General features: G+C 72.8%; 15 protein-coding genes and 1 tRNA gene. 3 read left to right on the top strand and 13 right to left on the bottom strand.

Features of this window, described 5'->3' with window-relative positions; translation table 11 throughout:
* Nucleotides 1-111 precede the first annotated feature (111 nt).
* Both DJ010_RS20005 and DJ010_RS20010 read left to right on the top strand, forming a co-directional pair.
* Nucleotides 112-1,401 (top strand): MlaD family protein, encoded by a 1,290-nt coding sequence (locus tag DJ010_RS20005; protein ID WP_109697095.1) that lies wholly within the window; start codon nt 112-114, stop codon nt 1,399-1,401.
* 62 nt (nt 1,402-1,463) lie between these two features.
* Nucleotides 1,464-1,536, top strand: a tRNA-Glu gene (locus DJ010_RS20010).
* Nucleotides 1,537-1,566: 30 nt separating this feature from the next.
* Here the strand turns inward: DJ010_RS20010 and DJ010_RS20015 are convergent.
* From DJ010_RS20015 to DJ010_RS20025, 3 genes are read right to left on the bottom strand one after another with little or no spacing between them, the layout of a single operon-like run.
* Nucleotides 1,567-3,891: a thiamine pyrophosphate-binding protein gene (locus DJ010_RS20015; RefSeq protein ID WP_109697098.1), complete on the bottom strand. Its 2,325-nt coding sequence runs from the start codon at nt 3,889-3,891 to the stop codon at nt 1,567-1,569.
* Complete coding sequence (locus DJ010_RS20020; protein WP_109697100.1) at nt 3,891-4,931, bottom strand: 1-aminocyclopropane-1-carboxylate deaminase; 1,041 nt, start codon at nt 4,929-4,931, stop codon at nt 3,891-3,893. Before DJ010_RS20020 ends, DJ010_RS20015 begins: the two co-directional genes overlap by 1 nt.
* 2 nt (nt 4,932-4,933) lie before the next feature.
* Complete coding sequence (locus DJ010_RS20025) at nt 4,934-5,617, bottom strand: GntR family transcriptional regulator (RefSeq protein WP_109697102.1); 684 nt, start codon at nt 5,615-5,617, stop codon at nt 4,934-4,936.
* Nucleotides 5,618-5,758: 141 nt separating this feature from the next.
* On the opposite strand from DJ010_RS20025, the gene DJ010_RS20030 reads away from it, so the two are divergent.
* Nucleotides 5,759-6,472 (top strand): alpha/beta fold hydrolase, encoded by a 714-nt coding sequence (locus DJ010_RS20030; protein WP_109697104.1) that lies wholly within the window; start codon nt 5,759-5,761, stop codon nt 6,470-6,472.
* Here DJ010_RS20030 and curA read toward each other — a convergent pair.
* The 10 genes from curA to DJ010_RS20080 form a co-directional block, all read right to left on the bottom strand.
* Nucleotides 6,469-7,503 carry an NADPH-dependent curcumin/dihydrocurcumin reductase gene (curA, locus tag DJ010_RS20035; protein ID WP_109697105.1) on the bottom strand — a complete coding sequence of 345 codons (1,035 nt, stop codon included), beginning with the start codon at nt 7,501-7,503 and terminating at the stop codon, nt 6,469-6,471. The genes DJ010_RS20030 and curA overlap by 4 nt on opposite strands.
* A gap of 85 nt (nt 7,504-7,588) precedes the next feature.
* Entirely contained in the window at nt 7,589-10,417 is a 2,829-nt protein-coding gene (locus DJ010_RS20040; protein WP_211318893.1) for an FAD/NAD(P)-binding protein, read from the bottom strand.
* A 9-nt stretch (nt 10,418-10,426) separates the two neighbouring features.
* Nucleotides 10,427-11,698 (bottom strand): alpha/beta hydrolase, encoded by a 1,272-nt coding sequence (locus DJ010_RS20045; protein WP_109697107.1) that lies wholly within the window; start codon nt 11,696-11,698, stop codon nt 10,427-10,429.
* 7 nt (nt 11,699-11,705) lie between these two features.
* Entirely contained in the window at nt 11,706-12,437 is a 732-nt protein-coding gene (locus tag DJ010_RS20050) for an alpha/beta fold hydrolase (protein WP_211318894.1), read from the bottom strand.
* A gap of 9 nt (nt 12,438-12,446) precedes the next feature.
* Nucleotides 12,447-13,385 (bottom strand): ABC transporter ATP-binding protein, encoded by a 939-nt coding sequence (locus DJ010_RS20055; RefSeq protein WP_109697109.1) that lies wholly within the window; start codon nt 13,383-13,385, stop codon nt 12,447-12,449.
* The gene (locus DJ010_RS20060; protein WP_109697111.1) at nt 13,382-14,452 is read right to left on the bottom strand and encodes a FecCD family ABC transporter permease; all 1,071 of its coding nucleotides are present in this window, start codon (nt 14,450-14,452) and stop codon (nt 13,382-13,384) included. Before DJ010_RS20060 ends, DJ010_RS20055 begins: the two co-directional genes overlap by 4 nt.
* A gap of 9 nt (nt 14,453-14,461) precedes the next feature.
* Nucleotides 14,462-15,532 carry a FecCD family ABC transporter permease gene (locus tag DJ010_RS20065; protein WP_109697113.1) on the bottom strand — a complete coding sequence of 357 codons (1,071 nt, stop codon included), beginning with the start codon at nt 15,530-15,532 and terminating at the stop codon, nt 14,462-14,464.
* Nucleotide 15,533: 1 nt separating this feature from the next.
* Complete coding sequence (locus DJ010_RS20070; RefSeq protein WP_109697115.1) at nt 15,534-16,613, bottom strand: ABC transporter substrate-binding protein; 1,080 nt, start codon at nt 16,611-16,613, stop codon at nt 15,534-15,536.
* A gap of 126 nt (nt 16,614-16,739) precedes the next feature.
* A complete protein-coding gene (locus tag DJ010_RS20075; RefSeq protein ID WP_109697117.1) occupies nt 16,740-18,326 on the bottom strand; it encodes an amidohydrolase in 1,587 nt (528 codons plus the stop codon).
* 117 nt (nt 18,327-18,443) lie between these two features.
* A complete protein-coding gene (locus tag DJ010_RS20080; RefSeq protein WP_158283078.1) occupies nt 18,444-20,060 on the bottom strand; it encodes a PucR family transcriptional regulator in 1,617 nt (538 codons plus the stop codon).
* Between the last annotated feature and the right edge of the window lie 8 nt (nt 20,061-20,068).

Raw genomic sequence — 20,068 nt, forward strand, 5'->3', positions numbered from 1 at the left:
GTGGCACACCATACCGGAGGTGCAGCCGTCCGACGAAAGCGGCGGCGTACGCCGGCAACGTGACGGTCCCCACGATGTGGGTCAAGCGACCTCGTGGGAGGCTTTACCCTCGTGATCACCCGTCGAACCAAGGTCCAGCTGCTGGTCTTCGCAGTGATCACGTTGCTCGGCGTCACCTACACGGGGGCCCGCTACGCGGAGCTCGACCGGATGATCTGGGACCAGAGCTACACGGTCGTGGCGCACTACCCCGAGTCCGGCGGCATCTTCGCCGGCGGCGAGGTGACCTACCGGGGCGTGGGCATCGGCAAGGTCAGCAAGCTCGAGCTCACCCGCGACGGCGTCGACGTCCACCTCGAGATCGACGACGAGTGGGACAAGATCCCCGCCGACACCCGGGCGCTGGTCGGCAACCGGTCCGCGGTCGGCGAGCAGTACGTCGAGCTCCAGCCGCAGGTCGACGACGGCCCTTACCTCGAGGACGGCTCGGAGATCACCGACGTCGCGACCCCGATCGCGACCGAGAAGCTGCTGGCCGACCTCGCCCGCACGGTCGGCAGCGTCGACCAGGACGCGCTGCGGACCACCGTCGACGAGCTGGGTACGGCGTTCGCGGGCACCGGCGAGGACCTCCAGCGGATCATCGACACCGGGAACTCCTTCATCGAGACGGCCGACGCCAACTTCGAGGTCACCACCGCGCTGATCGAGGACGCCAACACCGTCCTGAAGGGTCAGATCGACACCCAGAGCTCCCTGCGCACCTTCGCGCGCGAGCTCCGCACCTTCTCCACCTCGCTGGCCGGCGCGGACGAGGACCTGCGCAAGGTCATCGACAGCGGCTCCTTCACCGCCAACCAGCTGCGGACCTTCCTGGAGCAGAACGAGGCCGAGGTCTCCGACCTGCTCCGCAACGTCATCACCACCGGCGAGGTGGTGGTGTCCAACATCGACGGCCTCCGCCACATCTTCATCTGGTACCCGATGCTCCTCGAGGGCTCGTTCACCGTCATCGCGAAGAACTCCACCAACGGGCAGTACGAGTCCCACATCGGTCTCGCCCTGGGTACGACGACGCCCTGCCGCGGCGGCTACGAGGTTACCGAGAAGCGCAGCCCCTCCAACGTCGAGGACCGCGACCTCCCGCTCGACGTGAAGTGCACCGAGCCGCCGACCAAGAGCACCCCGCGCGGCGCCCAGAACCTGCCGCGCGTCACGCCCGACCTCGACGGTGTCCCGGACGACTCCGAGGACGTGCTCGGCTCGTTCGACGTCGCGACCGGCGAGGTCGCCTGGGGTGCCCCGGCCACCACGTCCCGCCGAGCCGAGGTGGCCATGCCCTCGCTGGGCGAGGACTCCTGGAAGTGGCTCTACCTCGAGCCGCTCCTCGACGCCCGTTAGGTCCCGCGGGTATCCCCGCGACTATGCTGTCCGCGCTGCGCCGGCCTGGTCCGACGCGGCGGGCCCCCGTCGTCTAGCGGCCCAGGACCCCGCCCTTTCACGGCGGTAGCGCCGGTTCGAATCCGGTCGGGGGTGCTCCTGTCGTTCCGACGGCTGTCCCTCCGCTCACGACACCTGCAGGGCCAGTGCGGCCAGCGCGCCGTTGACGACCGCCCCGGGCTCGAGGTCGTGGACCCGGTAGAGGTCCCCGACGGAGCCGGACTGGCCGAAGGCGTCGACGCCGAGCGGGACGCAGGGCACGCCGAGGGCCGATCCCAGCCAGGACAGCGCGTGTGAGGCCGCGTCGTGCACGGTCACGACCGGGACCCCGGGGGCGAACGCCTGGACCAACGTGCCGGCCTGTGACGGCGTCGTCGCCGTGCGGATGCCCTGCCGCAGCGTCCGCTGCCAAGCGGCGTACAGCCGGTCGGCCGAGGTCACGTCGACGACGTGGGCCCGCACCCCCTCCTCCGCGAGCTCGGCCGCTGCGGCCAGTGCCTCAGGCACGAGCGCGCCGCAGGCGGCGATCTGGACGGTCGGGCCGTCGCCGGGCTCGGCCTCGTGCAACCGGTAGGCGCCCGAGACGACCTGGCGGCGCAGCAGCGCGTCACCGAGTCGTCTCCTCGCCGCCTCGAACGGCTGCTGGTCGAGCGGCCGGGTGGTGAGGCGGAAGTAGTACGAGCCCTCCTCGGCCGCGGCCACCCGCCGGAGCGCGTCGCACAGCAGCCAGTCCAGCGCGACGCCGTACGCCGGCTCGAGGAGGGTGACGTGCGGAAGCTCGATGCCGACCGAGGCGGTGAGCGTCGACTGATGCGCGCCGCCCTCGGGCGCGAGCGTGATGCCGGACGGCGTCCCGGCGACGACGAACCGCGCGCCGGAGTAGACCGAGTAGAGGAACGCGTCGAGCCCGCGCAGCACGAAGGGGTCGTACAGGGTGCCGACGGGGAGCAGCGGCTGGTCGGAGAGGTCCCACGTGAGACCCAGCTGGCCCAGCAGCAGGAACAGGTTCATCTCCGAGATGCCGAGCTCGATGTGCTGTCCGGCCGGGCCCTCGTGCCACTTCACCGCAGAGTCCTGGGACCACCGGGGCCGGTCCTCGGCGGTGAAAACGCCGGTGCGGTTGATGAAGCCGGCCAGGTTGGTCGACGTCGCGACGTCCGGCGCAGTGGTCACGAGGAGCGGCGCGACCTGCTCGTCCCGGGAGAGGTTCACGAGCACGCGACCGAACGCCTCCTGCGTCGAGATCGGCTTGCCGGAGCGGAACCCGGTGGCGGTCGGGACGTCGACGGCCGGAGCCGGGGGACGACCCGGGCGCGCCAGGACGGCGGCGCGCTCCTCCGCCAGCCGACCTGCAGGCGTCGCCGGGTCGAGCCGGTCCCACTCGTCCTGCGCTGTCAGCCCCAGGCCGGCGCGGAGCGCATCCACCTGGTCGCCGGTGAGGAGCGCCGAGTGGTTGCGCGGGTCGCCGGCGATCGGCAGCCCCCAGCCCTTCACCGTGTAGGCGAAGACCACGCTGGGTCGGTCGGTCACCGCGTCGCACTGGGCGTACGCGTCGAGCACCGCTGTCATGTCGTGCCCACCGAGGTCGGTGACCAGGCGGGCGACGTCAGCGTCGTCGCGCCCGCGCAGATGGTCCGCGACGGAGTCGGGCGCCCCGCGGAGGAACGCCGTGCGCAGCTCGTCGTGGGGAAGTCCGAACAGGGACTGGTAGCGCTCGTTGGGCATGTCGTCGATCCAGCGAAGGATCTCGGGACACTCCTGTGCGGCCGCCCCGAGCCGGGGACCGTACTTCACCTCGACGACGTGCCAGCCCGCCGCCTCGAACTGGGCACGCCACTGCTTGATCCGGACGCCGGGGATGACCCGGTCCAGTGACTGCCGGTTGAAGTCGACGACCCACATGACGTTGCCGAGCCCGGTCGTGGCGTCGTCGGCGACGGCCTCCCAGACGTTGCCCTCGTCCAGCTCGGCGTCGCCCATCAGTGCGATGAAGCGCGAGGCGGGGCGCTCGCCGAAGTGCGCGTCGACGTAGCGACGTGCGACCGCGGCGAACAGCGGTGCAGCCGCGCCCAGGCCGACCGACCCGGTGGAGAAGTCGACGCCGTCGGGGTCCTTGGTGCGGCTCGGGTAGGACTGCAGCCCGCCGTACTCCCGCAGCCGCGTGAGGTAGGAACGGTCGAGATTGCCCAGCAGGTACTGGATGGCGTGGAAGACCGGGCTCGCGTGCGGCTTGACGCTGACCCGGTCGTGCGGCCCGAGGTGCGCGAACCAGAGCGCGGTCATCGCGCTCACGAGCGAGGCGCTGGAGGCCTGGTGGCCTCCGACCTTCACCCCGTCGGCGGTCTCGCGCTCCCGGTTGGCCGCGTCGACGATGCGGGTCGAGAGCCAGAGGACGCGTCGCGCGACGTCATCGAGCGTCGCGGCGCGGTCGTCGACGGGCAGGGCCGTCATCAGGTCTCCAGCCGCTGGGTGTGGGTGAACAGCGCGCTGTAGGCGTTGAGTGCCGGCTGCCCGCCGAGGTGTGCGTAGAGGACGGTGGAGTCCTTGGAGATGTCGCCGCGCGTGACGAGGTCGACGAGGCCGGCCATGGACTTGCCCTCGTAGACCGGGTCGAGGATGACGCCCTCGAGCTGGCCGGTGAGGCGGATCGCGTCGAGCGTCGAGTCGACCGGGATGCCGTAGAGGTCTCCTGCCCACCCCTCGAGCACCGTCACCTCGTCGTCGCGCAGCGGCCGCTCGAGCCCGATGAGCTCCGCCGTGTTGCGTGCGATCCGCTCGACCTGCTCGGTGGTCTCGGCGATCTTGGCGCTGGCATCGATGCCGAGCACGCGGCGCGGGCGGCCGCCGGCGTCCTCCAGCGCGGCGAAGCCGGCGATCATCCCGGCGTGCGTGGAGCCCGTCACAGAGCAGACCACGATCGTGTCGAAGAAGACGCCCAGCTCTCGCTCCTGCTCTGCCACCTCGTAGGCCCAGTTGGCGAAGCCGAGGCCGCCGAGGCGGTGGTCGGAGGCCCCTGCCGGGATCGCGTACGGCGTCCCGCCGGCAGCCTCCACGTCGGCCAGCGCCTGCTTCCACGAGTCCTTGAACCCGATGCCGAACCCGGCGGGGTCGAGCCGGACCTCGGCGCCCATGACCCGGCTCAGCAGGATGTTGCCGACGCGGTCGTTGACCGGGTCGGGCCAGTCGACCCACTTCTCCTGCACGAGCACCGCCCGGAGCCCGAGCTTGGCGGCGACCGCCGCGACCTGGCGGGTGTGGTTGGACTGGTAGCCACCGATCGACACCAAGGTGTCCGCGCCCTGCGCGATCACGTCCGGGACGATGTACTCGAGCTTGCGGGTCTTGTTGCCGCCGTACGCGAGGCCCGAGCTGCAGTCCTCCCGCTTCATCCAGAGCTGCGCCCCGCCGAGGTGCTCGGTGAGCCGGGGCAGCGGGTGCACCGGACTGGGGCCGAAGGTGAGCGGGTAGCGGTCGAAGTCGCTGATGGCCATGGTCAGTCCTCGGTTGTCGTGGCGTCGTCGGTGTCGCCGGCGTCGGTCGCCGGAAGCGAGTGCCAGGTGTCGAAGGCGACGGCTGCCGCCTCGTCGACGTCGCCGGCCTCGCAGAGCCGGATCAGGTCGTCGTGACGCCGTACGGAGGCCCGGCCGTCCAGGGTCGAGAAGCGCAGCCGCTCGGCACGGCGCAGCACGGGGGTGAACTGCTCGAGGACCGAGGTGAGGGCGGTGTTGCCGGCAACGACGACCGGGACCCCGTGCAGGTCGTCGTCGGCACGGAGTGCGGACTCGACGTCGCCGTCGCGCAGGGCCTGCTTGAACCGTCGGTTGGCCTCGCGCATGCGCTGCAGGTCCGCACGGGTCAGCCGGTCGATCGCCTCGCGGAGGGCGAGTGAGTGCAGGGCGGCGACGACGTCGCGGGCCTCGCGCACGGCGCGCAGGTCGACGCTGCTGACCACGGTCGAGCGGCCGGGTGTCGCGACGACCAGGCCGGCTTCCGCCAGCCTCAGCAGCGCTTCCCGGACGGGCGTCCGGCTGACGCCGAGCCAGTCCGCCAGCTCGAGGTCCTTGAGCTGTTCCCCCGGGGCGAGGGTCCCGTCGACGATCGCGTCGCGCAGCTGGCCGAACACCTCCTCGCGGAGCAGTCGGCGGTCGATCGGCACGCGGCGGTCAGGAATCGGCATGCAATATATTGCACACCCGATCGACGATCTCGTCAAGCCGGGCAATTCGGCTCTTGCAGGCAAGATGCTATATGCAATATATTGCCGACTCCATCCCCACATCGCGGGTCGCTGACCCGGGACCTGACGAAGGAGTCGAAGATGACGAACACCGACCTGAGAGTCCGCAACATCGTGCTGGTGCACGGAGCCTTCGCCGACGGCGGCGGCTGGCGGGGCGTCTACGACCAGCTGACGGCGCGCGGCTACCGCGTGAGCATCGTGCAGAATCCGCTGACCTCGCTGGCCGACGACGTCGCCGCCACCGTCCGGGTCCTGGATCGACAGGACGGCCCGACCGTCCTCGTCGGTCACTCGTGGGGCGGCACGGTCATCACCGAGGCCGGTCTCCACCCCAACGTGGCGGGACTCGTCTACGTCTCGGCGCTCGCGCCCGACACGGGCGAGACCACGGGGCAGCAGTACGACGGTTTCGCGCCGACTCCCGACTTCGTCATCGAGGTCGGCGACGACGGGTTCGGCTTCCTCAGCGCCGAGAAGTTCAAGGACGGCTTCGCGGCCGATGCCAGCGACGCGGACGCCGCCTTCCTCCGCGACTCGCAGGTCCCCATCGACATGTCCGTCTTCGACACGCCCGTCACCGCTGCCGCGTGGCACGAGCGGCCGAGCTGGGCAGTGATCGCCACCGACGACAAGTCCTTCGACCAGGCGATGCTGCAGCACATGGCCCAGCGGGCGGGCGCGAAGATCACGACAGTCGCGGCGAGCCACGCGCTCTACCTGACCCAGCCGGGCGTCGTCGCCGAGGTGATCACGGAGGCCGCCGAGAACGCCCTCGCCGACGACCGCGGCTAGGTGGTGGGGACCTCGCCGACGCGGACGAGGAGCTTCCCGAGGTTCTTCCCGGTCAACAGGCCCTGGAACGCGTCGATCGCGTTCTCGAGCCCGTCGACGACGTCCTCGACGTACTGCACCGCCCCGTCCCGCACCCAGCGCGGCATCTCCTCGTGGAACGCGGCCTCGTGGGTCGGTCGGAACTCGTCCTGGATGAAGCCCCGGACGGTGAGGCTGGACGACAGGACCCGCCGCATGAAGCCGGGCAGCCGGTCGATGCCGGTCGGTGCCGCGGTCGCGTTGTAGTCGGCCACCAGTCCGCAGACCGGGATCCGCGCGAACTTGTTGAGCCGCTTGACGACGGCGGCGGCGACCGGGCCGCCGACGTTCTCGAAGTAGACGTCCACGCCGTCCGGCGTGGCCGCCGCGAGGTCGTCGGCGAACGACGGGGACCGGTGGTCGATCGCGGCGTCGAACCCGAAGCGGCGCAGGAGCTCGCACTTCTCCGGTCCGCCGGCGATCCCGACGGCCCGGGCGCCCTTGATCCTGGCGATCTGGCCGACGGCCGAGCCGACGGGTCCCGCGGCTGCCGCGACGACCACGGTCTCGCCGGGCTGCGGACGGCCGATCTCGAGCAGACCTGCGTAGGCGGTGAAGCCCGGCATGCCGAGCACGCCGAGCGCGGTCGAGATCGGCGCGTCGGCCGGGTCGAGGCGGCGGGTGTGGCGCGCGTCGACGACGGCGTGCGTCTGCCACCCCGTGTAGGCCAGCACGATGTCGCCGACGGATCGTCGGTCCGACGCGCTGGCGACGACCTCGCAGACGGTCTGGCCGACCACGACGTCACCGAGCTCGAGCGGTGCCGCGTAGGACTTCGCGGTGCTCATCCGCCCGCGCATGTAGGGATCGAGCGACAGGTAGATCGTGCGGAGCAGCACCTCGCCCTCGCCCGGGTCGGGGAGCTCGACGGCGACGGTCTCGAAGTCGTCGTGCGTCGGCATGCCCTCCGGGTAGGAGGACAGGCGGATCTGCTGGCTCTCGGTCGTCGTCATGCCTCCACCTTCGTCGGTCGGGCAAGCCCGACCGGGCACCTCGGGCGCCTCGGGCGCCTCAGGCGACTCGGGCGACTCGGGCGACTCAGGCGAGGTCGCTGGTGAAGGCGACGTGCTGCAGCGCGTCGCGCCGCCGCCGGTCGAGCGGCGAGGGACGCCGGTGGATCCGGCTGTCGAGGATGCTCGCGGTGCCGGTCGTGTCACCGCTGCTGACGAGGCAGAACAGCAGCGCCTCCTCGACGATCTCCCGCTGGGCCGCCGAGCCGCCGACGGTGTCGAGCTGTGGCTGGACCTCGGTGAGCAGGCGGGCGGCGCCGTCCCAGTCCCTCGCCTCCATCAGCAAGAACGCCTCGGTCACCGGAGCGACGACCGTCTGCAGCCGAGGGTCGTCGGAAGCGCGGCAGTAGGCCTGGAGGCCGGCCAGGCCGTGGGCGCGGCCGTCGGCGGCGAGGGCGACCGCGGCGTGCAGCGCGATGAGCGGTGTCTGCGGCCGTTCCAGCAGGCTGCTGTCGAGCGAGTCGAGGATCGGGCCGACCGGCGGCACCGAGCCCTCGCCGGTGAAGGTGGGACCGGCGCCGGCAGCGGTGGCGGCCGGGTCCCAGTCGGCGACGCAGAGCCGCCAGCGCCACAGCAGCGACGCGGAGTCGACGAGCGAGCGGACTCCGGTCACGGTGGGCGGGGCGAGCTGGGAGTAGTAGCGGCGGCGCACGGCCTCGATGTCGCCGAGCGCGAGCTCGTGCAAGGCCGCGTGCCAGGAGAAGTGGGCGCGGTGGCTCGCCGCGCGGCCGCTCGCCGCGACCCAGTGGTCGAGCCAGGTGCGGCCGAGGTCGTGCTGACCGGTCTCGTAGAGCACGTGGGTCTGCGCGTGCACGGCGTGGCCGGACGACGGCTCGCACGACAGCGCGCTCTCCGCCAGTAGCCCGGCCTCCTCGAACCGGCCCTGGTCCTGGCGGGTGAACGCGAGCAGCGAGATGTACCACCAGTGGTCGCCGTACGTCGCGCCGAGCCCCTCGACCAGCTGCCACGCGTCCTGGCGGACGTCGGTGACCCCGGAGAACGCGATCGTCGGGACGGCGGCGGAGACCGCCAGCACGTCGCGGGGGTACGACGAGATGTGGGCCATCAACGCCCGGGCACCCTGCGCGGGTGGCTCCTCCACCCGCCGGCCGACGACGTCGACGAAGCTGGCCTCGCGGCTGTCGCCGCGGCGGCCGATCGCGTCGCGGGCCGCGGCCAGGGACGTGGTCACGTCGCAGGAGGCACCCGACTCGTGGCCGAGCATCGCGAGCGCCGCGTGGGCGACGGCGAAGTCGCGGTCGAGCTCGGTGGCCTGGCGGATCAGGTCCTCGCCGCCGGACTGCAGACGCAGCACCCGCTCGAGGCCCTCGTTGAACGCCTGCGCCGCTTCGGCGGTCGTCGACAGCGGCAGGCCCAGCGGGTCGCGCGGACGCGCCACCGGGTGGTGGCCGGCGACCAGGCTGCCGTCCTCGAGCCGCCGCGGGAGCGGAGCGACGGCGTCGAGGACCGACGTCGCGACGGCCCGCGCCTGGATCCGGATCTCGGGGACGGCGGTGGTCTCCCACAGCTCGCCGCGGCGCAGCGCGCCGAGCACCCAGACCGGCGCGGCCGACCGGCGGTCGCGGCCGGCCAGCCGGCCGTCCGTCGTACGGAACCCCATGCCGGCGGTGGTCACCTCGCCGAGGGCCCCTCCCGGTCGGTCGCGGAGCAGGTCGTCGAGCAGCGGGTTGCTGAGCCGGCGGATGTCGTGGCCGGGGCCGGTGCAGTTGACCACCCAGCCGACCTCGTGACGGGTACCGTCGGCCAGCGTGACCGCGAGGCCGCCGCGGGGGAGCGGCTCGGCGTCGGCGACCTCGCCGGCCGCGACCTGCAACCGTCCGGTCGTCGCCAGCGCGTCGATGAGCACCGCGCTGGTGGGCGGCATCCGGTGGCGCAGGACGCCCCACGCTCCGGCCGTGCCCGCGAGGAAGCGGTGGCGCGCGTCCTCGTCGAGCCGCGCCCAGAGCTCGGCCATCCGGAACCGCAGGCCGTCGACGGCCGGCCGCCAGTCGCCGGTGGTCGCGCGCACCTCGAGCAGGTGCTGCCGACCGCGCTCGAGGATGCCGTCGAGGTCGTGCGGCCAGTCGTCGATGTCGGGAATCACGGCCAGTCCCGGCTCGGGCAGGTGCCGCCGCGGCAGCCGCCCGTTGCGCGAGACCGCCAGCAGCCGCCGGTCCGCGCGGTTGCCGGGCCCGGACAGGGACAGCACGACGTCGACCATCGTCAGGCCGGTGCCGACGACGAGGACGTCCGCCGGCCCGCGCCGGTCGCGCCGGACCACCTCGAGAGCCCCGGGCGCCCACGGGTCGGCGACGAAGAACGCCGAGCCCGCGAGCGCGTCCGGCGCCCACCGGGCGCCCATTTCGGGCAGTCCGGTGGCGACGACGACGGCGTCGACCTCGACCTGCCGGCCGTCGTGGGTGCCGACCGCCCAGCGCTCCCCCGACCGGGCGACGCCGGTGGCGGTCGACCGCAGGTGGCGCGCCGCGACGTGGTCGCCCGCGGCGGCCAGCTCGCGGGTCAGCACCTCGTCGAGGTAGCGGGAGTACTCCCGCCGCGGCGCGAAGGCGTTCGGCTCCGGGACGGCACCCGGTGCCTGCCGGACCCGCCAGTCGACGAAGTGACCCGGCTCCTCGGGGAACGCGGTCATGCCGGAGGCGGGGACGTTGAGCAGGTGCTCGTCGTACGGCGTGCCGAACGCGGCTCCCCGTCCCCACCGGTCGGCCGGGTCGAGCAGCACCAGGTCGACGGCGGTCGACCGGCTGCGTGCCGTCCGGGCGATGTGGACCGCGGTGAGCGTGCCGCTGGCGCCGGTGCCGACGATCGCCACGGTGGGGCGGGAGGGTCCGGTGCGCATGCCCGGATATTACATTGACACTACTGAATCACTAGACTTAAGAGCGCCGCCCACCGTCGCGCGGGCCCACCCGGCGGTGACCACGGGCAGGGCGCGGGCGAGGTCGGGCGCCCACGACAGCCAGCTGTGCCCGCCCAGGAACTCGCGGTACGACACGTCGTGGCCGCCGGCGACCAGCACGTCCCGCAGGTGCCTGCTGAGGCCGACCATCCGCCCCTCGAGCAGGCCGACGCTCAGCGCGAACCGCACGGACGGGCGCGGCTCCTCGGCGTACTGCCGCATGAGGTCCCCGGCACCGTGGCCGTACGGCGTGCTGGGCGCCCACCAGAACGACCCGGACTGAGCGACGACGGCGCCGAAGACGTCGGGTCGGCGGTGCGCGGCGAAAGCGGCGTTCAACCCGCCGAGGCTCTGCCCGGCGATCGCGGTGCGCTCGGCGTGCGCGGTGACCGGCCACCGATCACGCGCCCACGGCAGCAGCTCGTCGGTGAGGAAGTCGACGAATGCCGGGTCGCACGCGAGCTCGGCCCGGCCGCCTGGTGGCGACTCCTGCGCGATGACGACCATCGGGGGCACGGCACCGGTCGTCACCAGGTGGTCCATCAGCTGCGCGACCGACGCACCGGGCAGCGTCCAGTGCCAACCGTCGTGGAGCAGCAGGAGCGGCAGCGCCTCGGTGTCGGCCGAGACCGGCGGCGTCCACACCCACACCCGGCGGCGGTTCCCCAGCACCCGGCTGGTGACCGTGTGCAGGGCCAGCGCCCCCCTCGCGGCGGCCTGGTGCACCGCCGGCAGGTCCGGGTCGGCATCCGGCAGCGCGACGTACGACGTGCCTTCGTTGTCGCGGGCGAACTCGGGCAGCGGCGGGTAGGGGGAGGGCGCGGCCGGCCAGCGCCGTGGGTTGAACGGGTCCGGCGCCGGGTCGCGCACCTCCCCGTGGCACCGCTCGACGAAGGAGTACGTCGCCCGCAGGTCCCCTCGTGCCCGGTACGTCCGCCACCACACGTCGGTGCCGGCGACGTGGTGCAGCCGGGCGGCGCCGGCGATCCCGTCGGGGTCGCGCAGCACCTCGTCGTCCTCGTGCCAGACCGGCGCGCCGCGCAGCCGCACCGCGGTGACGTCGGGTCCGCTGCTCCGCCACAGGTAGGTCACCTCGTGGGTCAGCGGGTCTGCGGCGGCGATGCGGACGACCGGGGTCCCGTGCTCGCGCGCCAGCGCCCACAGCCGCTCGGCCGCGGCGGGGTGGCCGGTCCGCACGACCTCGGCCAGGGCATCCAGCACGATCGGCTCAGGCCCCGAGCGACGACAGGAACTCCGCCACGAGCAGGTTCACGACCTCGGGCCGCTCCTCCATCACGGTGTGCCCGGCGCCGGGCACGATCGCGAGCTGCGCGCCCGGGATCGCGTCGGCGATCGCGACCGTGTGGTCGGTGCGGATCGAGTCGTGCTGGCCCGCCAGCACCAGCGTCGGCGCAGTGATCGCGGACAGCGAGGAGGCCGCGATCTGCGGCTGCGTGGTCCACATCGCCATCAGCTTCTCCAGCACCGCCTCGCGGTGCTCGGGCCCGTCCGGGGACAGCCGGTCGTAGGCCTCGCTGAACCGGTCCGGGTCCAGCCCGGAGTCGTGCTCCACGTCGTCCTCCACGAAGCCGGTCGGGTCGAGGTTGCCGCTGATGGCGACCAGCGACAGCACCCGGTCGGCGTGGTCGCGGGCCAGCAGCAGGCCGGTGATCGCGCCGTCGCTGAACCCGATCACGTGCGCGGCCCGGACGCCGACGGCGTCGAGGTAGCCGAGGGTGTCGCTCACCATGTCCTCGAAGGTGATCGGTCCGTCCCGGTCCGGGGTGCGGCCCTGCCCCGGGCGCTCGGGGGCGTGCACCTCGTACGACGGCGCCAGGTGCGCGACCTGCGCGGACAGGGTCTCGATCGAGCAGAAGCCGCCGTGCAGCAGCAGGACCGGGGTGCCGGCGCCGTGGACCTCGTAGTAGGTGGCGATGCCGTTGACGTCGATGGTGGGCACGGGGCCGCCTCAGCTCGCCCCGGCCAGCCCGGCGCCGACCTCGGCCTCGACGCCGGCACCTCGCAGCGCGGACCGCAGGCGCGGCACGATCATGGGCTTGCCGGTCTCCGGGTCGGGGATGATCCGGCAGGGCAGCCCGAACGTCCGCTCGATCAGCTCCTCGGTCACGACGTGCTCCGGGGCGCCCACGGCCTGGACCCGACCGCCCCGCATGACGATCAGGTGGTCGGCGTAGCGGACCGCCAGGTTGAGCTCGTGCATGACGACGACGATCGTCATGTCCCGGGACTCGCGGACGCTGCGACACAGCTCCAGGACGTCGATCTGGTGGGCGAGGTCGAGGTACGTCGTGGGTTCGTCCAGCAACAGGGTGCCGGTCTGCTGGGCCAGCACCATCGCCAGCCAGACCCGCTGCCGCTCCCCGCCGGACAGCTCGTCGACGCCGCGCTGCGCGAACTCGCTCACGCCGGTCGCGGCCATCGCCTCGTTGACGATGAGCTCGTCGTCGCGGGACCACTGGCGCAGCAGCTTCTGGTAGGGGTACCGGCCGCGGGAGACGAGGTCGGCGACGGCGATGCCGTCCGGGGCGACCGGGCTCTGCGGGAGCAGCCCGAGCCGGCGGGCGACGGCCTTGGTCGACTCGCCGTGGATGTCGGAGCCGTCGAGGAGCACCGTGCCCTGGTCGGGCTTGAGCATCCGGGCCAGCGCCTTCAGCAGGGTCGACTTCCCGCAGCCGTTGGGCCCGATGATCATCGTGAGGGAGCCGCGCGGCACCTGGACGTGCAGGTCCTCGGCGACGACGACCGACTCGTACTTGAGGTGCAGACCGTCGCCGACGAGCACCGCGTCCTCGTGCGTCCGGGGTGGCCGGGACTGTCCGGGGTGGTCGGGGTGGTCGGGGTGGTCGGGGTGGTCGGGGTGGTCGGGGTGGTCGGGGAGGGTGGTCATCCGATCCTGGTCCTTCCTTCACGCGCGATGAGCCACGCCAGGTAGGCGCCGCCCAGCCCGAGGGTCATGATCCCGACCGGCAGGTCGGCGGTGGGGACGAGCTTCTGTGCCGCGGTGTCGCTCGCGAGCAGCAGCAGGGCGCCGACGACGAGCGACGGCACCACCTGCACGGTGGGCGAGCCGGTGAGCCGGCGGGCGATCTGCGGCGCGGCCAGGGCCACGAACGTGACCGGGCCGGCGCAGAGCACCGCCACGGCGCAGAGCGCGGCGCCGAAACCGAGGGCCGCGATGCGGTGCCGCTCCACGGTGACCCCGAGGGCCCGGGCGGCGTCGTCCCCCATCTCCGTCATCCGCAGCCCGGGCCCCAGGGCCACGAGGACCGGCGCGAGCAGCGCCAGTCCCACCACCCCGATCCGCACGTCGTCCCAGCCACGGTTGTTGAGGCTGCCCGTCAGCCAGACGTAGGCCTCCTGGGCGTCCAGGATGTTGGCCTTGAGGATCAGGTAGGAGATCAGCGACGCGAGCACCGCGCTCACGCCGATGCCGACGAGGATCAGTCGGTAGCCCTGGACGCCACCGCCGCGGTAGGCCAGTGCGTAGACGAGCACCGCGACGCCGAGGCCACCGGCGAGCGCACCGACGGTGACGGTCCAGCCCGAGCCGTCGAGGATCACGATCGCGAAGATCGCGCCGAACGCCGCGCCGAACGTGAAGCCGATGATGTCGGGGCTGCCGAGCGGGTTGCGGGTCACGCTCTGGTAGACCGCGCCGCTCGCCCCGAACGCCGCCCCGGCCAGCACGGCGGTGAGGATGCGCGGCAGGCGGAGGTCGTAGACGATGAACTCCTCGCCCAGCGTGCCCCTGCCGCTCAACGTCGCCCACACCCGCTCCAGCTCCAGCGGGAAGTCGCCGGTGGTCAGCTGGTAGACCACCAGCGCCGCCGTGGCCAGGGCCACGACGACCACCGTGACCAGGGAACGCCGGAGCACGCGGACATCGACGGCGCCCGGCACCCGGAGGTGGACGGACCGCGATCGGGTGCGCGGAGGGTCAGCCAGGTCGGTCACGTCTCCTCCTCAGAGCTGGGCCAGGCGGCGGCGACGGACGATCACGACGAAGACCGGGGCCCCGAGCACCGCGGTGACCACCGAGACCTCGAGCTCGGAGGGCCACAGCACCAGCCGGCCGACCACGTCGGAGACCAGCACCAGCACGGCGCCGGCGACCATCGAGAACGGCAGGATCCACCGGTGGTCGGGACCTGTGAAGGCGCGGACCGCGTGCGGCACCACCAGCCCGATGAAGGCGATCGGGCCGGCCACCGCGGTCGCCGCCCCGCACAGCAGCGTCGTCGCCACGATGCCGGTCACCCGGACCCGGCCGACCCGGGCTCCGAGCGCGGCGGCGAGCTGGTCGCCGAGGGCGATCGTGTTGAGCGACGGGCCCAGGAACATCGCGAGCACGAAGCCGGCGAGCAGGAACGGAGTGACGCTGGCGACGACGGAGGAGTCGACGTGCTGCAGCGAGCCCACCGTCCAGGACCGGAACCCGTTGAACGCGATGCCGTTGGTGAGCACCACCGCCGAGATCACACCGGTCAGCACCGCCGTCACGGCCGCGCCGGCGAGGACCAGCCGGACGGGCGAGGCTCCGCCGCGACCGGTCGAGCCGAGCAGGTAGACGACCACCGTCGCGAGTGCCGCCCCCAGGAGCGCGAACCAGACGTACTCGTCGAGCTGGGTGATCCCGAAGAACGCGATGCCGAGCACGACGGCGCAGGCCGCCCCGGCGTTGACGCCGAGGATCCCGGGGTCGGCGAGCGGGTTGCGGGACAGCGCCTGCATCAGCGATCCCGCGAGACCGAGCGCGGCGCCGACCATGAGGCCGGCGAGCGTCCGCGGCACGCGCAGCCCGCGAACGATCAGGTCGGCCTCGCTGTCGCCGCCGTGCAGGAGCGAGTCCCAGACGGTGGCGGGCGAGAGGTTCTTGGTGCCGATCCCGATGCTGAGGACGACCACCACGACGAGGAGCAGCAGGCTGACGGTGAGACCGGTCAGCAGGAGCGAGCGCGACCGTCGTACCGCCGCCGCGGCGTCGTCCGCCCCCGCGCCCACGGCGGGGGGACGGTCCTCGGTCGCGGTGGCCATGTCAGGCGAAGTCCTCCGCCGTGGGGCTCTCGCCGGCGAGCGCGGCCTCGATGATGGGAATGCCCTTCTCGATGGCGTACGGCGCGCTCAGGACGGTCGCCCAGTCCATGGCCCACATGAAGGTGTCGGTCGAGGCGTAGGTCAGCCAGATCGCGTTGCCGTCGACCACGGACTGGAGCCGGGAGACCACCGGGCTCTTCTGCACGTCGGGGATCGCGCCCTCGTCGGTGCACCAGACCACGAGGTCGAGGTCGCCGACGAGGTCGAGCTCCTCGGCGCTGATCTCCTTCTGGTACTCGTCGCCGACGATGTCCTGGAGCTCGGGGGCGAGGGAGAAGCCCACCGACGTCAGGAAGGTCGAGCGCGGCGCCTGCTCGCCCAGGACGTAGTAGGCGCCGGTATAGGCCTCGGCGTGCGAGGCGGTGAGGTCGCCCCAGTCCGGGTGCTCCTCCCGGACCCGGGCGAACTCGGCGTCGAGTGCTTCGACCGCGGCCCGGGCCTCCTGCTCCTTGCCGACGCACTGGCCGATGAGCAGGGTGTGCGGGCCGTAGGGCACGGCGCTGTCCTGATAGCCCTCGGGCGGGCCCACCACCGGTGCGATCTTGCTGAGCGTCTCGTAGTCCTTCTTGCTGATGCCGCCGCTCACCATCGTGATCAGGTCGGGCGCCAGCGCGGCGATCTTCTCGAACTCCAGGTCGTAGAAGCGCACCTCCTCGGGCTTCTCGGGGAAGCCGCTCTCGTTCCACGGGAAGACCGGGTCGTACCAGTCGTCGAGGAACGACCCGATCGCGATCGGCACGATCCCGAGGGCGATGAGCGGGTCGCAGTCGGTCTGCCCGAGCGCGAGCACCCGCTGCGGCGCGGCCTGGATGGTGGTGTCGCCGAACCGGTGGGTGACGGTGACCGGGAACGCCGCGGCGTCGGAGCCGCCGTCCCCGTTGCCCCCGCCGGCGGCCGGCGCGTCGTTCGCGTCGTTGGTGCAGCCCTGCAGGGCGGCGACCGCGAGCCCGCCCCCGAGCACGGACAGGAATCCACGACGGCCGAGTCCGCTGGGTGTGTCGTTGCGTGTCGCTGGTGTCATGGTGTTTCCCCGGTTGGTTGAGGGTTCTCGAAGGTTAGGACGGCTGCCGGCTCTCGCGCTTTGGCGAGATCCAACGAGCGCCGTCGTGGTGTTGTGCGGCTCGATAACCGACAGCGGGACGGCCCATCAGGCCCTCCAGCTGCGGCCGCCGACGACCGTCCCGAGGACAGCGGTGCCGGCGATGGCGGACGGGTGGACGCGCAGCGGGTTCTCCGCCAGCAGGGTGAGGTCGGCCAGGTGCCGCGGCGCGACCCGGCCGAGCCGGTCCTCGCGGCGCAGCGCCCAGGCGGCGTTCACCGTGAACGCCTCGAGCGCGTGGCGGACGGCGATCCGTTCGTCCCCGGCGAGGACCTGGCCCCCGCTGGTGGTGCGCTCGACGAGGGTCTGGATCGCCCGCAGCGGGTTCCCGGGGAGCGGCCGGTCGGTGCTGCCGACGAGCGGGATGCCGTGGTCGAGGAAGGACCGGCCGCGGTAGAGCCACGTCGTCCGGAGCTGGCCGAGCTGGACGGCGTAGGCGTCGCCGAAGTCGTAGAGGAACGACGGCTGGGAGACGACGGCGACGCCGAGCGCGGCGAGTCGCGGGAGCTGGTCGTCGCGGACCACCCCGCCGTGCTCGATGCGGTGCCTGCTGTCGGGGCGCGGGTAGGCCGCCTGTGCCTTCTCGAGCGCCTCGATCGCGAGGTCGAGGGCGGCGTCGCCGATCGCGTGCAGGGCCATCTGCCAGCCGGCGCGGTGGCCGTCGACGATGGCGTCGAGCATCTCCGAGGGGTCCTGTCGCCAGACGCCGACGTTGTCGGTGCCCTCGAAGGGGGTCGTCATCCGCGCGGTCTCGACCTGCATGCCCCCGTCGATGACGACCTTCTGCGCGGCGATGCCGAGCCAGTCGGACCCGAACCCGCTGCGCAGCCCCAGGTCCAGGCCGCGGCGGAACCCGTCGGCTGCGCTGGTGCCGATCTCGCGGAGCACGTCCATGCTCGGCATCAGCTGCATCCGGACAGGGAGCCGACCCGCCTCGAGGAGGAGCTGGTACGACGCGCCGTCGGCCGGGCTCAGGGCGCCGATCTCACCGCCGTTGCCCGCGTCGACGCAGGTGGTGATCCCTTCGCGCCGCGCCTGCTCCGCCGCGCGCTGGATGAGGGAGGCGACCTCCTCGATCGAGTAGGGCAGCCGCTGCTCGGCCACCGCGGACTGCTCGGCCTCCTTGAACAGTCCGGCCGCGGCGTCCGTCCCGGTGCGCTGCTCGGCGCCGACCCCGGCGAGCACGGCGACCGAGACGACCGAGGCGTGCCCGGAGATCTGCCGAACCCACACCTTGCGGCCGCCGGCGGCCCGGTCGAGCTCGTCGGCGGTCAGGTGCCGGCCCAGCACCCGGTGGTCGTAGCCGCCGACCTCGACCCAGTCGTCCTCGGCGAGGGGCGCCGCCGCCTCCGCGATCAGGTCGAGCACCGCGTCCGTGGTCCCGCACCCGCTGATGTCGATCGACGCCATGGTCTGGCCGGTGAGCTCGAGGTGGGTGTGCGCGTCGACGAAGCCCGGCACCACACAGGCGCCGTCGAGGTCCGTCCGCTCCGCGGCGTCCCAGCCGTCGAGCTGCTCGTCGAGCCCGACGACGCGACCGTCCAGGACCCCGATCCGCCGCGCCTCGGGCCGCTTCGGATCCAGGGTCACGACGTCGGCGTTCTCGATCAGGAGGTCGAGGACTGGTCGGCGCATGCCAGGACAGTAGGTTCGCCGACGGGCGCGGATCTTCGTCGCGATCAGGAGGCTGTGAGCCCCGACCTTGTCGCAGACCACCAAGCCGCGTGGGGCGTACCCCTCGGGAGCGCGCGGTCAGCTGCGGTCGGCCAGGCGCAGCTGCAACCAGGCGACCAGCCGGACGTCGGGGTCGTCGAGGTCGAGGTCGAACAGCTCCTGCAGCCGCCGGATCCGGTAGCGGAGCGTGTTCTCGTGGATGTTCAGCGTCTTCGCGCCCCTCGAGGTGTCGCCGAACGCGTCGAGGTAGGCGAGCAGCGACTCCGCGTAGGTGGTGTTGCGGTCGCGGTCGTGCTCCCGGATCGCCTCGAGCGGGTCGCCGGGCAGCGCGAGGTTCAGGGTCCCGCCGGCGGCGAGCTCGTCGAGCACCACCCGGCTGCGCATCGCCTCGATCGAGGCGACCAGCTCCTCGCCACCGGAGTTGAGCAGCGCGGTCAGGGTCATGTCGGCGAGCCGTCTGCTGTCGGCCAGGCCCTCCAGGTCGTCGGTCGTCGGGCCGATGCCGATGCGCAGCGTCACACCCGTCGTACGACGCACGGTGTCGCTCACCTCGCGCGCGAACCGCAGCAGGGTGCGGCCTCTCGGCGTGGAGCGGTGGGCGGGCATCACCGCGTAGATGCGGTCGTCCATCGCCGTCGCGAGCGCGCGCGGGTGCCAGGCCTCGCAGTAGAGGTTGATCATGTTGATCGTCCGGGCCAGGCCCAGCTCGGGCGTCTCGTCGGCGTACTCGGCCGACTCGGCCGAGATGGCGAGCACGGTGGTCGGCGTCGCGGCCGGGAGGCCGACGAGCGCCGCGGCGGCAGCGGGACCGATGCGACCGGCGAGCAGCTGGGCGAGCACCTCGCCGCGGTTCCACCGCCGCCCGTTCTCCTGCTGCCGGATCTGGAGCAGGTGCAGCGCGGTCACGGTCGCGGCGTCCTCGAGGGCCTGCACCGCGCCCTTGCGCAACGGCGGGTCCCAGTCGAGCACCCAGATCATCCCGAGCAGCTCCCCGCCCGCGCGCACCGACATCGCGAGCCGGCTGGCGTGGATCGGGTTGTCGCTCTGGAAGTGCAGCGGCTTCTCGGAGTTGCGCACCCGCAGGTAGTTCTCCGCGTCCCCCTCGCGCACCGGGGTCTGGCGCTCGGTGATGCTGTGCAGCCGGATCTCGTCGATCTTCTGGTGCGGCAGGTTCGAGTAGGCGAACATCCGGCCGTTGTGGTCCTCGATCGAGGTCGCGCCGCCCACGCTGTAGGCGATCGCGTTCGCGAGCGCGAACAGGTCGCCCGGGCGGACCTCCGCATAGGCCGGGGTCGCCGTCGACTGGGCGTCGACGACGGCACTGACCAGCTTGTCGAGGTCGCGCCACGACGTCTCGTCGGGCGCCACCATCAGTGCCACGCCGGCCGCCTCGGCGATGGCGATCACCGCGCGCAGGTCGTCGGTGCGGGCCTTGACCACCACGCACGCGTAACCGTGCCCGCCCGCCTGGGCGATGGTGTCGCCGATGCCCTCGTCGCTCGGGCGGGCACCGACCAGGAGCAGCACGCCGCCGGGGTGGTCCGGCACGGGGTCGCCGACGTCGTGGATCACGCAGTCGCCGGTGATCGGCCGGGGCTCGGCGGGGAGCCAGCCCGGGTAGAGCTGGAGCGGTGCTGCGATCGCGACCAGGTCGGCGGCGGTGATGCCGCCGCCGCTGCCGCGCGGGCTCTGCATCGCCTGAT

Origin of the sequence: Nocardioides silvaticus, assembly GCF_003160695.1 — a bacterium.
Lineage (GTDB): Bacteria > Actinomycetota > Actinomycetes > Propionibacteriales > Nocardioidaceae > Nocardioides > Nocardioides silvaticus.